Origin of the sequence: Lactococcus sp. bn62 (genome assembly GCF_029492705.2) — a bacterium.
In the GTDB taxonomy this organism is placed as follows: domain Bacteria; phylum Bacillota; class Bacilli; order Lactobacillales; family Streptococcaceae; genus Lactococcus; species Lactococcus petauri.
In genome coordinates, this window is sequence record NZ_CP120417.1 from 1,452,712 (window position 1) to 1,466,593 (window position 13,882).

General features: G+C 37.1%; 13 protein-coding genes and 2 tRNA genes. 2 read left to right on the forward strand and 13 right to left on the reverse strand.

Annotated features, from left to right (window positions below; genetic code table 11):
• From smc to udk, 5 genes are all read right to left on the reverse strand, one after another.
• Positions 1-3,519 (reverse strand): chromosome segregation protein SMC, encoded by a 3,519-nt coding sequence (gene smc, locus P3G65_RS07485; protein WP_004256202.1) that lies wholly within the window; start codon positions 3,517-3,519, stop codon positions 1-3.
• Positions 3,509-4,204 carry a ribonuclease III gene (rnc, locus tag P3G65_RS07490; protein WP_004256199.1) on the reverse strand — a complete coding sequence of 232 codons (696 nt, stop codon included), beginning with the start codon at positions 4,202-4,204 and terminating at the stop codon, positions 3,509-3,511. Before rnc ends, smc begins: the two co-directional genes overlap by 11 nt.
• Positions 4,205-4,307: 103 nt before the next feature.
• On the reverse strand, positions 4,308-4,697 hold the full coding sequence (locus P3G65_RS07495; protein ID WP_004256197.1) for a hypothetical protein: 390 nt from the start codon (positions 4,695-4,697) through the stop codon (positions 4,308-4,310).
• A gap of 222 nt (positions 4,698-4,919) precedes the next feature.
• A complete protein-coding gene (gene pta, locus P3G65_RS07500; RefSeq protein WP_284071148.1) occupies positions 4,920-5,900 on the reverse strand; it encodes a phosphate acetyltransferase in 981 nt (326 codons plus the stop codon).
• Between the two features lie 158 nt (positions 5,901-6,058).
• Positions 6,059-6,682: a uridine kinase gene (udk, locus tag P3G65_RS07505; RefSeq protein ID WP_003135541.1), complete on the reverse strand. Its 624-nt coding sequence runs from the start codon at positions 6,680-6,682 to the stop codon at positions 6,059-6,061.
• A gap of 249 nt (positions 6,683-6,931) precedes the next feature.
• Here udk and P3G65_RS07510 point away from each other — a divergent pair, with 249 nt between their 5' ends.
• Positions 6,932-7,924 carry a Gfo/Idh/MocA family protein gene (locus P3G65_RS07510; RefSeq protein ID WP_029346236.1) on the forward strand — a complete coding sequence of 331 codons (993 nt, stop codon included), beginning with the start codon at positions 6,932-6,934 and terminating at the stop codon, positions 7,922-7,924.
• 33 nt (positions 7,925-7,957) lie between these two features.
• Positions 7,958-8,030: transfer RNA gene (locus P3G65_RS07515), tRNA-Arg, on the forward strand.
• A gap of 64 nt (positions 8,031-8,094) precedes the next feature.
• Here the strand turns inward: P3G65_RS07515 and P3G65_RS07520 are convergent.
• The 8 genes from P3G65_RS07520 to rbfA form a co-directional block, all read right to left on the reverse strand.
• Positions 8,095-8,182 (reverse strand) — tRNA-Ser (locus P3G65_RS07520).
• 225 nt (positions 8,183-8,407) lie between these two features.
• A complete protein-coding gene (locus P3G65_RS07525; RefSeq protein ID WP_004256186.1) occupies positions 8,408-10,171 on the reverse strand; it encodes an oleate hydratase in 1,764 nt (587 codons plus the stop codon).
• A gap of 184 nt (positions 10,172-10,355) precedes the next feature.
• Positions 10,356-10,577, reverse strand: a complete 222-nt coding sequence (locus P3G65_RS07530) for a hypothetical protein (RefSeq protein ID WP_019291794.1) — start codon at positions 10,575-10,577, stop codon at positions 10,356-10,358.
• Complete coding sequence (locus P3G65_RS07535) at positions 10,567-10,758, reverse strand: hypothetical protein (RefSeq protein WP_232621159.1); 192 nt, start codon at positions 10,756-10,758, stop codon at positions 10,567-10,569. The genes P3G65_RS07530 and P3G65_RS07535 overlap by 11 nt, the downstream gene beginning before the upstream one ends.
• 274 nt (positions 10,759-11,032) lie before the next feature.
• Complete coding sequence (manA, locus tag P3G65_RS07540) at positions 11,033-11,989, reverse strand: mannose-6-phosphate isomerase, class I (protein WP_004256182.1); 957 nt, start codon at positions 11,987-11,989, stop codon at positions 11,033-11,035.
• A 172-nt stretch (positions 11,990-12,161) separates the two neighbouring features.
• Entirely contained in the window at positions 12,162-12,335 is a 174-nt protein-coding gene (locus P3G65_RS07545) for a hypothetical protein (protein WP_153925191.1), read from the reverse strand.
• A gap of 69 nt (positions 12,336-12,404) precedes the next feature.
• Positions 12,405-13,337, reverse strand: a complete 933-nt coding sequence (locus P3G65_RS07550) for a cation diffusion facilitator family transporter (RefSeq protein ID WP_284071149.1) — start codon at positions 13,335-13,337, stop codon at positions 12,405-12,407.
• Positions 13,338-13,506: 169 nt separating this feature from the next.
• The gene (gene rbfA, locus P3G65_RS07555) at positions 13,507-13,863 is read right to left on the reverse strand and encodes a 30S ribosome-binding factor RbfA (RefSeq protein WP_003135548.1); all 357 of its coding nucleotides are present in this window, start codon (positions 13,861-13,863) and stop codon (positions 13,507-13,509) included.
• Positions 13,864-13,882: the final 19 nt, after the last annotated feature.

The window sequence follows — 13,882 nt, forward strand, 5'->3', positions numbered from 1 at the left end:
TTAAACTTCATCCTCTAATCGTACAGAAATGACCTTAGAAACCCCTGCATCAGCCATTGTGACACCATACATGGTACCTGCTGCTGCCATTGTCCCACGACGATGTGTGACAACAATAAATTGATTGGAGTTATCAAAGTGATTCATGTAATCTCCGAAACGTTTAACATTCGCTTCATCTAATGCTGCTTCTACCTCATCCAAGACCACAAATGGAACCGTTCTAACTCGTAAAATAGCAAAAATTAATGCCAGAGCAGTTAAGGCTTTTTCTCCTCCAGACATGAGATTCAAGCTGGCTAATTTTTTACCTGGAGGTTGTACTTTGATTTCGACACCAGCTTCCAATAGATTAGTGCTGGTTAACTCAAGATTAGCTTCTCCTCCGGCAAACATTTGTGAAAAGGTTAGTTGGAAACTTTCTCTAATTTGTTCAAATGTTGTCTTAAAGCGGATTTCTACCTCTTCATTCATCTCTTGAATCGTTTCGAGTAGCATATTTTTAGCTTCCAAGAGGTCATCCCGTTGGCCACTCAAAAATGCGTGACGTTGATATACTTCCTCATACTGAGTGATAGCATCCAAATTAATCGGACCGAGCGCACGGATTTGGCGTTCTAAAAGACTGAGCTGTTGCTCTGATTCAGAAAGATTTTCAAGGGTTTTAGCCTTCATTTTAGCTTCATCGAAACTCATTTCATACTCAGTAAAGAGTGTGGTTTGACGATTTTTCAAGAGCTTTTCTGATTGTTCAATCCTTACTTCCAAACGCGCTTTTTGATTATTTAGCACTTGATTTTGTTCCAATAGGTCCCGATTTTGTTCTTCTAATTCTTCTGCTTGAGCTTGAAGATCGTCCCTCTCAAAGCGTAAGCTCACTAACTTCACATTAGCTTCTTGAAGTTTAGCCTCAGTCTCTTTCAATTGGTAAGCATAAAGATTACGACTTTCTTCATCGATCTGAGCTTCTCCAATTGCTTGCAACTTAGCTTTTTCAGTACCTAAAGCTTCATATTCTTGCCTTAAGCGCTCTTGCTCGGTTTGAGCAAAACGTAATTCATTTTTTAGACTGGACAGGAGTAATTTCGTTTCATGATAAGCACTATTTTTTTGTTCTTTAAGAGCATTGAAACTTTGACTGTTAGATTTAACTTCTTCAAGTTGATTATCTAAGGATTGTTTGTCCTCAGCAATTTTAGACAGCTGCTGTATCAGCATTTCGTTATTCTTTGATAATTCTTGCAGTGCTTGGTGCGCTTCCGTATTTTCGGTATCCGCAACCAAATCTTGCAGATTTGCTTTTTGTTCTGATAATTGCTTAATCTGCAACTGTAAGCTTTGTTCCGCAAGGCGTTTTTCTTGAATATTGGAACGTAAAGCTTCAAGTTGACCACTCAAAGTTTGACGTGAAAGCTGTTGTTTTTGTAATTTGTCTTCGACTGCTTTTAACTTACTTTCTGCTAAAGCGATAACTTCAGTCAGATGATCAATTTCTGTGCTGGTAAAAGTTGTATTGTTACGTTTTGCTGCACCACCAGAGTAAGAACCACCCGGATTAATCTGCGTACCATCCAAGGTAACGATACGAATAGTGTAGTTCATTGTACGTGCTATTTGACTTGCATGTTCAGCTGTATCAACAATGGCGGTAGTTGCTAACAAACTTGACATTGCTCTTTGCAATCGTGGTTCAAAATTAACCAAATTTAAAGCAGTGTCAATGAACCCCTCCATTGTCACTAGACGTTCGTAATTTCGAAACTCCCGAGGCTTTATTGTTGTAAGCGGGAGAAATGTTGCACGACCCAAGCGTTTTTCTCTTAAATAAGCGATAGCTTTTTTGGCTGAGTTTTCATCTTCTACCACAATATTTTGACTGCCACCACCTAAAGCAATATCAATAGCTGTGGTGTATTTTTTATCAAAAGTTAAAAGATCGGCAACAACGCCAATAACACCACCAAGTGCAGCACTTTGTGTCATAACAGCCCGTACACCCTGATACAGATTACTGTGACTGTCCCGAATATTTTCCATGCTTGCAAGATTGGCCTTGTACTTGCTAAGCTGTTGCATCTGATCGTACATCACATTTTGACCTTGACGCTCTGCTTCAACATATTTTGCTTCTGTCGCGCTCTTTTCTTGTAGTTCCTTTTCAAGTTTTTGAGCAGTTTGAGTGAGCGCGCCTAAAGCAGTTTTTGCTTTTGTAAGATCAGCAGAAATCGTTTGAAACTTTTCTGTGTTTTCTTTTGCGTTTTCATCAGATTCCACTAGGCGACGTGAAATATTTTCATATTCAGCCTTATTTTTAGTTAATTGATTAGAAAACTCTGCCTCTTGTTGCACCAATTGCAAATAGTCTTCGCGAAGTCGCTCTGCTAAAGTTTCTGGACTTTCAGCAAAACGTTCCAATTCTTTTTCTAACTGCTCAAGTTGTTCTTGGGCTGCCTTCTCTTTATCTTTGAGTTCCGCTTTTTTCTTTTCTGAAGTTTCTTTCTGTTGCGAAACTTCCTGTAATTTAACATCAAGTTCTTCAATACGCTCTTGACGTTCTGCAGCTGATTTTTGAGAAGAGGACTTTTGCAGATCGAAAACTTCTATTTTATGTTGTAAATCAGACTTAAGTTCTGTTAAGGACAAGCTGTCTTGTTGGACTTTCTCTTGCTCTTGTTCTACTTTCAAACGCGCTTTTTTAAGATTAGTTAGCTGCTCTTCGTAGCTTTCTTGTTGACTTTTTAAAGTACTAAGCTCAGTTTCTACTGCATTTAAGTCATCTTTCGCTTGTTCATACTTTTCCTTCTCCTCAAGAAGTTGAGCCACCAAAACAGAAAGAGCAAGCTCAGAGCGTTGTGCCTCTAAATCTTGAAAACGCAAAGCAACATCACGTTGGGCACGCAATGGTGTTAATTGACCATTAAGTTCAAAGATAATATCTTCGAGACGATCGAGATTATCTTGTGTGGTCTGTAGTTTGCTCTCTGTTTCAGCACGCCGTGTCTTGTACTTCAAAACACCAGCTGCTTCTTCAAAAATTGCTCGACGTTCTTCTGCTTTCGAATTAAAGACTGATTCGATACGTCCTTGGGAAATAATCGAAAGAGAATCACGCCCCAACCCTGTATCTGTAAAAAGTTCATGAATATCTTTCAAGCGGCACTTACGCCCATTAATCAAAAATTCCGAATCACCATTGCGATATAGACGACGTGTAATAGTTACTTCCACGTCTTCTTCATAACCTGTAAGATACTGGTCTGCATTATCAAAAGTTACAATAACTTCAGTATAGTTTAGTGCCTTACGCTTTGCTGTACCTGAAAAAATAACATCCGGCATTTTCCCGCCACGAAGTGACTTAGCTGATTGCTCTCCTAAAGCCCAGCGTAGTGCTTCAACTATATTTGACTTACCGGAACCATTGGGTCCAACAACAGCTGTAACGCCTTGGTCAAATTCAATTTTCGTGCGGTCAGCAAAAGACTTAAAACCGACAATTTCCATTTTTTTAAGATACATGAATCTGACCTTTTATTGCATTTTCCGCTGCTTTTTGTTCAGCAACTTTCTTTGATTTACCTCGCCCACGTCCAAGCTCTTTTCCATTATTATAAACTGCAGCGACGAATTCACGCGCGTGTGCTGGGCCTGTTTCTTCTAAAATTTTATATTCGATGATCGTCTCACCATCAACTTGCAGAACCTCTTGCAGGTTTGTTTTATAATCAATGACTTTAAAATAATCGTCAGCTTTTACATGCGGAATAACCACTCGATTTATAAATCGACGAACTTCTTCCATACCTGCATCTAAGAAAAGAGCACCTAGAAAAGCTTCAAAGAGATTTTCTAGGTTGGTATCACGATTACGTCCGCCTGTTTTTTCCTCACCATTACCTAAACGTAGAAAACGTCCAAACTCACACTGACGCGAAAAATTAGCCAAAGATTCTGTGCGGACAATGCTAGAACGCATCTTCGATAATTCACCTTCAAGTTTATCTGGATAAGTACGATAAAGATATTCTGAGATGATTAAAGACAGAGCGACGTCTCCCAAAAACTCCAAACGTTCATTGTTTGCAACCTTTGGGAGGCGTTCTTCATTCGTGTAGCTCGAGTGAGTAAAAGCTATTTTTAACAATTCTTCATCAGCAAATTTTATACCAAATTCATTTTTAAGCTTATTTTGAAGCTCAAACATAAAAATTCCTCCTAAATTTTATTATTAACTTAGTTATTATACCAAATTTTTGTGCCTTTTTGGTGTAGACTACAAAGAAAAGAGCTTGCACAGGCAAACTCTTTTACACACTATCCATACGCGCTAATATAAAGGCTAGAACGAAACAGAGCCCTAATGGTAGAGCCACTACCATCACGTATAAATTTAGCATTGAAATTAAAATATAGAAACTTCCAATAACTAACTGATAAAGTTGCCATATTCCACCTGTTGGTCGATCCATCCGAATAAAGGAGACCCAATTTACAATCATGATTGACATAACAATGACAAACACTAAAGCAAAAAGTTTCAATAGAAAAAGGCCACTATGCCCTGCAATGGTCAGAGTCATTTCCAGGTCTTTTTCTTCCCAGTTAATTATGAATCGAATAAAGGCAAACATCATTAATACAGCAATAAGGGTTGTAAAAACACTCCCAATCAAGGCACAAATTTTCGCTCGTTTCATCTTTTCTCCGTTGTTTTGATGACTGTATTTTATAACTATAAGCTTAAATTAACACTAAAGTAGTGCAGATATTCAAAAAGGAAAGAAAAGCTCTCAAAAAAATTTTAAAGTTTTCGTCCATCATTCCAATCTGTCTGTAGGTAGCATGAACGCTACACATAAAAAACACTCAACGATAATAAAAAACCATAACATTTTGTCATGATTTTTTAAACTCCTATATTATTTAAGTGCTTGAGCAGCTGTAATAATAGCAAGTTTATAAACATCTTCTTCGTTACTTCCACGAGAAAGGTCAGAGATTGGTGCGTTCAAACCTTGCAAGATTGGACCAATTGCTTCAAAGTTTCCTAGACGTTGAGCAATTTTGTAGCCAATATTACCAGATTGGATATCTGGGAAGATAAATACATTTGAACGTCCTGCCACTGGGCTATCTGGTGATTTTTGACGGGCAACTGCTGGAGAGAACGCTGCATCAAATTGAAGTTCGCCATCGATATCAAGCTCTGGATGTTCTTCTTTGACCAATGCTGTTGCTTCAACGACTTTAGTCACATCATCTGATTTACCTGAACCTTTAGTTGAGAAAGATAGCATTGCAACTTTTGGATCAATATCAAAGAGTTCTGCTGTTTCCGCTGAAGCCACAGCGATATCCGCCAAGGTATTTGCATCTGGATCAATGTTAATCGCACAATCGGCAAAGATATACTTTTCATTATCGTCACGGCCACGAACCATAATGAATGCACCTGATACGGATTTCACACCTGGTTTAGTTTTAATAATTTGTAGGGCAGGACGGACAGTGTCCGCAGTTGAATGAACTGCACCTGAAACCATACCATCAGCGATACCCATATGTACAAGCATTGTTCCAAAATAGTTTGAATCTTTAAGGATTTCGCGCGCTTGCTCTTCTGTTACTTTACCTTTACGACGTTCAACAAAAATTTCGACCATTTTCTCAAAACGTTCACAGTTCAATGGATCGTAGATTTGAAAACCATCTGGATTAATCCCACGTGAGATTAAAGTACCTGTTACTTCAGAGATATTCCCAATAAATACTGGGGTAATCAATTTATCTGCGTACAGACGGTTAGCTGCGCCTAATACACGCGCATCTGTTCCTTCAGGAAAGACAATTTGTAGGCCTTTGCCAGAAATTTTTTGTTTGAGCGATTCAAAGAGTTCCATAATACTTCCTTTTACTATTTTTAGAATTTCAATAATGATTATATCACAATGTCACAAAAAATGCCCACTTATGTAAACGTTTTTTTAATATTATGGATAGAAGAGTTTCTTCTGTACATTCTTTTTTCGAATAAAAAAAACAATCTTGCGATTGCTTCTTACTCTCCATGCAAAATACTGGCGATCTTCGTAGTTAAGATATCTACCCCAACAGTATTTGAAACGCCTTCTGGAATAATGACATCCGCATATCGTTTCGTTGGTTCAATAAATTGATGATACATCGGTTTTACAGCATCCATATATTGTGTAATAACAGAATCTAAAGTACGTCCACGTTCTTCAATATCGCGACGGATACGACGTAAAATGCGTACATCATCATCTGTATCCACGAACACCTTAATATCCATTAAGTTACGCAGTTTTTCGTTTTCTAAAACTAAGATTCCTTCTACAATCAAGACATCTACAGGTTCTTGTCGGTAAGTTTTTTCACTGCGTGTATGGTTGGCATAATCATAGGTTGGGATATCAACAGCACGACCATTTTGCAACTCTTTTAATTGGGCAATCAGGTAGTCTGTATCAAAAGCCAATGGATGGTCGTAGTTTGTCTTTGTACGTTCTTCAAATGTTAATTGTGATTGATCCTTATAGTAACTGTCATGTTCAATCATAGCAATATTTTCATCTTTAAACATAGATAAAATTGCTTGAGACACGCTGGTTTTCCCACTTGCTGAGCCACCTGTTACACCGATAATCAATGGTTTTTTCAAAATTACTTCTCCATATTTTATGTATCCACTATAACTTCAATTTCTTAGGGATATTATGTTATTCTCCCTATTTTATCATAAAACTGAACCAGCTTCAGCTCTAAAAACTATTTCAAACCAATCTTTTTTATCACTTAAAAAATTTAGTGACTTTTATTTTCACAGCTCATGCATTAGTTTTAAATGAGTTTTACCAAAAAATTTGCTATAATGGTTTTAATAAATTTTTGATAAGAAAAGGGGTGTATGATGCTTAAACTTGGAATTATCGGTACTGGGTGGATTAGTGGATCTTTTGTCGAAGCTGCCCATCTCACCAAAAAATATAGTCTTGAGGCTGTTTACTCACGTAATCTTGAGAGTGCAGTATCTTTTACAGAAGACTTTGACGATATCGAACTTTACGATGATTTAGATGATTTTTTCAAGCATGATTTGGATATCATCTATATTGCCAGCCCAAATGCTATCCATTTTAAACAAGCGAAGGCTGCTATTTTAGCAGGTAACAATATCATCGTTGAAAAGCCAGCGTTTTCAAATCCACAAGAATTAGCTGAAATTATCAAGTTAGCGGATGAAAATGACGTTCTCTTTTTCGAGGCTGCCCGAAACATCCATGAACAAGCCTTTGAGACCATCAATTTATTCTTAGCAGATAAAAAAGTTGTTGGGGCTGATTTTACCTATTCAAAATACTCTTCAAAAATGCCTGCACTATTAGCTGGAAAACTTCCCAATAAATTCAACAGCAAATTTTCTGGCGGCTTGCTCGCTGATTTAGGTGTTTATCTCCTCTATGCAGCCGTTTATTGGTTTGACAAACCACAGTCTGCTTGCTACGATGCAGTCGTTTTGCCAAGTGGTGTGGATATTTCTGGTATTGGAAGCTTGGATTATGGTGATTTCAAAGTTGCAATCAAATGCGCAGGAAACCTCACAAGCTATCTCTCAAGTGAAATTTACACAGATCAAGGTACCCTGATTTTAGATGGTGTAAATGCTATAACCTCTGCAAAATTTATTCGTTTTGATGGAAGCAAGGAAGTTATCAAGGTTACACCGCCAAAACATTCTCTCCTTGATGAAGCTCTCCACTTTGCTGAAATCATTGAAACTATTTCAACTCCTGCTGCTCGTTCACTCTACAAAGACTTGCACCAGTTGGCACAAGATGTTTCTGAAACAAGTTATATGATGCGCCAAAGTGCAGGAATCGTCTTTGAAGCTGATAAAAAATAAGATTTAATCATTGACTCCATATCGGAGTCTTCTGATCCCTTAGTTAAATTGGATATAACCCGGACCTCCTAAGTCTGAATCGCCAGTTCGAACCTGGCAGGGATCATTAAAAAAAGCTTCCTTAAGGAAGCTTTTTTTATATTTATTCAATTGAGGCATAAAACCTATAAAGGAGAATATGGGATTCGAACCCATGCGCGGTTTTACCCACCTATACACTTTCCAAGCGTACCTCTTCAGCCTCTTGAGTAATTCTCCAAATGTTAATTATCAATTTTCAAAATATATTATACCATATCCTCTGCCATAAATGCCAATTTATGTGTAGTTTGTGATAACAATAATTAAAAAACTCTTCCACATGACATGGAAGAGTAGGAGTTTTATGAAAAAATTTTATTGGAATAAATGTATTATACTGTTTGCTCCTTAAAAGAAGCTCAAGTCAAAATAAACTGAAACAGAAATACACTTTTACTTCTTTTAAAGTAGTCCTGCATCTTTAAGGATATCTTCAAGATAGGTACCTTTTATCTTCTTCAAACCAAACTTCAAAGATTCTTTTTTCAAAAGAGGCAAATCCATTTCCATCAATTTCTTTTTGTCTGAAAGATAATAAACCGAACGAGCTAGTGTGCGCAAGTCGTAAGCCGAAGCAAAAACTTCAGGGACACCACGCTCTACATTTAGAAATTGATAAACAGCTTCCATCGCGGTACGTACCGAATACTCGGTTGTGAAGACCGTATCTCTCTCTGTCTCAGCAAAATTCCCAATAAAGGCAAGATTCACAGAATTTTCCGGAATCACTTGAGGACGATCCCCTGGCTCACGTAACATAAAGTAAGAGGTAATAAAGGGCATATAAACTGGAATCGTATTAGTATTTTCTTTAACAAATTCCTCTATTTCTGCTTCAGGCATACCCAAATGATAAAGGAGCTCTTGTGTTATTTCCTCACCGGTACATTTCTCAATTGGTTTTTTAATATAGTTCCCTGGTGTATTAGACAAGAGACCATAAACCCATGTCACAGTTTCACCATCTTTTTGTTCCTTAAAATGAGGTTGACGATGGGTAGTGAAACTCATCAGCCAGTTTGAATCCTTAATAGTGATAATTCCGCCTGTCACAACTTTACCTGAACGTAATTCACGGTGGGTTAATTTTTCAAAATAAGGTTGAATTTTGAGATTCTTCCAAGTCACGGTCGCCGATACAAACCAACTTTCATCAGGCAAGTTGTCATAAAAGACTTCTGGTTTCCCAAATTCGGATGACTGCGCAGCCAGATTTTTCCATAGTTTCCAAGAGCCACCTAAATCTTTTGTAATTGGAGCTGCTTCTGTTGGACTTCCTTGTGTTGAACTTTCAGTAATTGAACCATTCGTCACAAAAACAAGGTCATCTTCCGTCAAGTCTTGTACTTTTCCATCTGCAAATATAATTTTCTTAGCTACTTTTTTGTTGTTCGAAAAATCTACTTCAATATTTTCAACTTGTGCTTCATATTGGAAGATTACACCATGGTCTTTCAAAAAGGCAAGCAAGGGTTTTACTAAAGATTCGTATTGATTATACTTTGTAAATTTTAGTGCTGTGAAGTCTGGTAACCCTTTGATGTGATGAATAAATCGCATAATGTAGCGTCGCATTTCAATCGCTGAGTGCCATTTTTCAAAAGCAAACATTGAGCACCAGTAAAGCCAAAAGTTTGATTCAAAAAATTCTTCACTGAAAACATCTTCAATTTTTTTGCCTACCAAACTTTCTTCCTGTGCCATGAAAAGCTTCACGATTTCATCTTGAGCTTGTCGACTTAAGGTAAATTGTCCATCATCAGCAACACGTTCACCACGATTCGCAATAATGCGACAATTAGAAGAGTTAGGATCATCCTTATCTAAATAGTAAAATTCATCTAAAACTGAAGCATTTTCTACTTCCAGACTTGGAATAGAATGAAAAAGATCCCAAAGACACTCAAAATGGTTTTCCATTTCGCGTCCCCCACGAATCACAAAACCATCATGGGGAATAAAGGAACCGTCTAAAGAACCACCTGAAAGAGAAAGTTCTTCTAAGATATGAATACGATTCCCTGGGACTTGGCCATCTCTGATCAGAAAGACAGCCGCAGCTAGTCCTGCAAGACCTGCCCCGACAATATAGGCAGACTTTTTGTCAGCCTCTTGTGGTTTTCTTGGTCGAACAAAAGCTTCATAATTTCCGTTTGTATAACGCATATTCAATCCCTCTTTTCTAATTGTTCTTATAATTTGATTATATTCTTAAAAGAGAGCGATTTCAAATTTCTTCTGGCTCTTTTGGACAAGTCTATATTTTTTGAGTAAAAAAGAAACTCAAACAAAAACCAGCTCCTTATCTTGATACCACTTGCTTCATTTCACCCTGTATATTACCTTTTTACTAAAATCTTTTCTGTGTTTTCTCTTTATTTTTTGCACGATGTAATGCTCTAAGTTTTTGTCTCTTTTTAGCATGATAGATTGCCAAAGCATGTATGAGAATAGAGACAAAGAAGAGAAGAAAAATCTCTCTAAGTGTTATCCATTCAGAAAATAAAAGCAAGACAGAGAAATTCACCACAAATATAAAGACGTAATAAGCACGCTCTTTATTATTTTTCATAAGCTCTATGGGATAGATACTGTTCGAGAAAGAGATACTCGTGCAAGGTAAACTCCAACGCTTTTGAATCTGGTTCTTGCTCTACATTCACATTACTCGCTTGAACCATACCAACGGCTGATGGCATTGATGCCGATAATAAAGTTAAACCTGAGATACTCATAATTATAAATTTTTTCAATTTCTTCTCCATAAGATTTTCCCTTTCTTGATCTAACGCTGAAGCACTTCATCCAGCACACTTTATTTGCAGTTTCCTTTTTAAAGTTTTACTCTCCTTTCATCAAAGGCCTTTTTATTTGATTAATAAAAGGTTAACAAGCTTATCTTAAGTCAAACTGAATTTTATATACTATTCTATTAATTTAATGAGCCGTTTTTGGCTCACTTTATTTGAAGACCAAACTAATAAATTTTAAAACAAAAAAACACCCTAAGGAGGCGCTTTTTTATGCTTAATGTGCTACTGGATTGCTAGCAATAATTTCCATATTACCTGAAAGTTGCCATTGCTCAATCCCTGTAGGGAGGATGAAGTGGTCGCCTTTCGATAATGCATACGTTTTATCAGCCACCGTAAGTTGTCCTTTTCCTTCAAGAATAGACACGAGCATATAGTCTGCTGTAGCTTCAAAGTCTTGTGTACCGTGAATTGACCATTTATAAACGTCAAAGAACTCTGATTTTACCAAAGTTGTTAAGTCTGTATTTTCTTCTTTAACAACTTGGACTTTATTTTCTGGTGTTTGATCCCCTGGTATGTGAAGCACATCAATTGATTGTTGTATGTGTAATTCACGAAGATTGCCTTGGTCATCCTTACGGTCGAAATCATATACACGGTAAGTTGTGTCGCTTGATTGTTGCGTTTCCAGAATAACAATGCCCGCACCAATTGCATGCATTGTTCCTGCAGGTACATGGAAGAAATCACCTGCTTTGACTTTAACTTTGCGTAGTAAGTGATCCCAGTCTCCAGAATTAATCATTTCTGCAAGTTCTTCACGTGATTTTGCATTATGTCCATAAATAATCTCAGAACCTTCTTCTGCTGAAATGATATACCAACATTCTGTTTTACCAAGCTCGCCTTCATGCTTCATGCCGTATTCATCATTTGGATGAACTTGCACTGAAAGCCAGTCATTGGCGTCCAAGATTTTTGTTAAGAGAGGAAATACTTCTTCTTTCGTATTGCCGAAAAGCTCACGGTGTTGGTCAAATACCTTGTCTAATTTTTGTCCAGCGAATTTTCCATTTTTAATTGTTGAAACACCATGTGGATGAGCTGAAATTGCCCAGTATTCACCGATTTTATCAGATGGTAATTCATAGCCAAAAGATTTAAGGTGATCACCACCCCAGAGTTTTTCTTGCAATACGGAATCTAAAAATAATGGTTCTATTGACATTTTTTCTCCTCATTTGTTTAATAATACTTCGTTCATTATAGCACAAAAGCGGTTTATTTTTCCTGCACAAGCAATCTTTTTGTATTTTTATAAAATAAAAAAGCTTCCTCTAAGGATTCGCTCTTTTATCTTGTATCAATCTTCTTTTCATAAAATCGCTTTTTAGTGACAGTCAGTATTTAAAATTTATATGAGATAAAACATTCGGTATTTCAGCAACAAATAATGCAATAATCACAAATAAAATTGCAATCAAAGCAATTTCCCACACCATCAAGATAACCAATGGATGAACACCATCAATATATAATTTATCTGCAATTTTGTCCATCCAGTGTTGTTTCATAAACATAATATATCAGATAAATTATAAAAACGCAATCGTTAGTCTCCAATTTATTGATAATTACTCGCTTTAATGCTGATAATTATTATCAAATTCATCGACTTCGATATATATGTAAGACTTTTTGTCCGGCAGTGCTTTTCGAATATCTTTTTCGATTGCATTAATAATTTCATAGCTTTGTGCTTCATACTCTGCTGGAATATCAATCTTTGCCGCAATTAGAATCTCAGTTGGACCGATGTGGATTGTCTTGATATCAATCAACTGTTTAACTGTTTCACGAATAAAGCTACGTGTTATTTTTTCTAAATCTGAAGCAGTGACACTTTCACCAACAATTAAACTATAGAACTCTCGCACCAAAAAGACTGCTGCTGCCATGAGCAATAAACCAATCAAGATTCCGGACAGAGCATCATACATGGGGTTTCCTGTAAGAAAAGTGAGGACTGTTCCTCCAAGGGCTAACATTAAACCAATAATGGCACAGAAATCCTCCGCAAAGATAACTAAAATCTCACTGTGTCGACTCTCATGCAAAAATCTAAACAAGGGTAATTTTTCGGTATTGAGCTCTTTAATTTCTTTAAAAGCAACGCGAAGTGAACTGCCCTCTATAATCATGCCAAAGAGTAAGATAGCAATCAGAAGCAAAGGATTATTGACCTCATGAGCAGGGTGGACCAGCTTGTCATAAGCCTCCATTACACCAATAACGCCACCACCAAAAAACAGGAAAGTAGCGACCAACATGCTAAAAAAGTATTTTGCACGCGCTTCTCCAAAAGGATGGACCTGGCTTTGTGCTCTTTTGGCACGCTTATCACCAAAAAGCAACAAAACTTGATTTGCACAGTCAACTAAACTGTGTATACTTTCGTTGAGCATTGCCGCACTACCACTTAAGGCATAACCTACAAACTTACTTATTGCCACTAGTACATTGGCACCAAGGGCTGCGATCACGGATCCCATGCCAGTATGTTCTTTTTCTGCCATAATATTTTTCCTCATTATACTTTTTATTTAGATTTTAACACAATAACCTGCTTTGCACATACAAGTGTGACTTTTAGCATTTTGCCATGAGTATTATAGCACAGTCCCCTCATTTTTGCAGACTATATATAAAAAAATAAGCCTCAATGATGAGTGCTTATTTTTTTTATTAATATTCTGGTTTATCCAAATTACGGAGAAGTTCATCGATTTTTGAACCATATTCGACAGATTCATCTTTGGCAAACTTCAAATCCGGGATACGATACATGGTCATACGTTGTGCTAACTCACGTTTAACAAGACCTGTAGCTTTTTCCAGACCTTTTTTAGCTTTTTCATTGTCACTGGCAAGGTTAGACAGCAAGCTGTAATAAACTGTTGCTTGACTCAAATCACCTGTCACTTGAACATCTGTAATATTCACATCTTGAACGCGGGGATCTCGAATCTTATGACGCAAAATATCATTGATTTCACGTTGGATTTCGACAGCCACACGGTCACTGCGGAAGGAAGTGCCCATAATCATTCTCCTTTTTTAT

What these genes read in the sequence shown, in the direction of transcription:
- smc (WP_004256202.1), bottom strand. Translation starts at nt 3,519, where the DNA reads ATGTATCTTAAAAAAATGGAAATTGTCGGTTTTAAGTCTTTTGCTGAC.
- rnc (WP_004256199.1), bottom strand. Translation starts at nt 4,204, where the DNA reads ATGTTTGAGCTTCAAAATAAGCTTAAAAATGAATTTGGTATAAAATTT.
- P3G65_RS07495 (WP_004256197.1), bottom strand. Translation starts at nt 4,697, where the DNA reads ATGAAACGAGCGAAAATTTGTGCCTTGATTGGGAGTGTTTTTACAACC.
- pta (WP_284071148.1), bottom strand. Translation starts at nt 5,900, where the DNA reads ATGGAACTCTTTGAATCGCTCAAACAAAAAATTTCTGGCAAAGGCCTA.
- P3G65_RS07510 (WP_029346236.1), top strand. Translation starts at nt 6,932, where the DNA reads ATGCTTAAACTTGGAATTATCGGTACTGGGTGGATTAGTGGATCTTTT.
- P3G65_RS07525 (WP_004256186.1), bottom strand. Translation starts at nt 10,171, where the DNA reads ATGCGTTATACAAACGGAAATTATGAAGCTTTTGTTCGACCAAGAAAA.
- P3G65_RS07530 (WP_019291794.1), bottom strand. Translation starts at nt 10,577, where the DNA reads ATGAAAAATAATAAAGAGCGTGCTTATTACGTCTTTATATTTGTGGTG.
- manA (WP_004256182.1), bottom strand. Translation starts at nt 11,989, where the DNA reads ATGTCAATAGAACCATTATTTTTAGATTCCGTATTGCAAGAAAAACTC.
- P3G65_RS07545 (WP_153925191.1), bottom strand. Translation starts at nt 12,335, where the DNA reads ATGAAACAACACTGGATGGACAAAATTGCAGATAAATTATATATTGAT.
- P3G65_RS07550 (WP_284071149.1), bottom strand. Translation starts at nt 13,337, where the DNA reads ATGGCAGAAAAAGAACATACTGGCATGGGATCCGTGATCGCAGCCCTT.
- rbfA (WP_003135548.1), bottom strand. Translation starts at nt 13,863, where the DNA reads ATGGGCACTTCCTTCCGCAGTGACCGTGTGGCTGTCGAAATCCAACGT.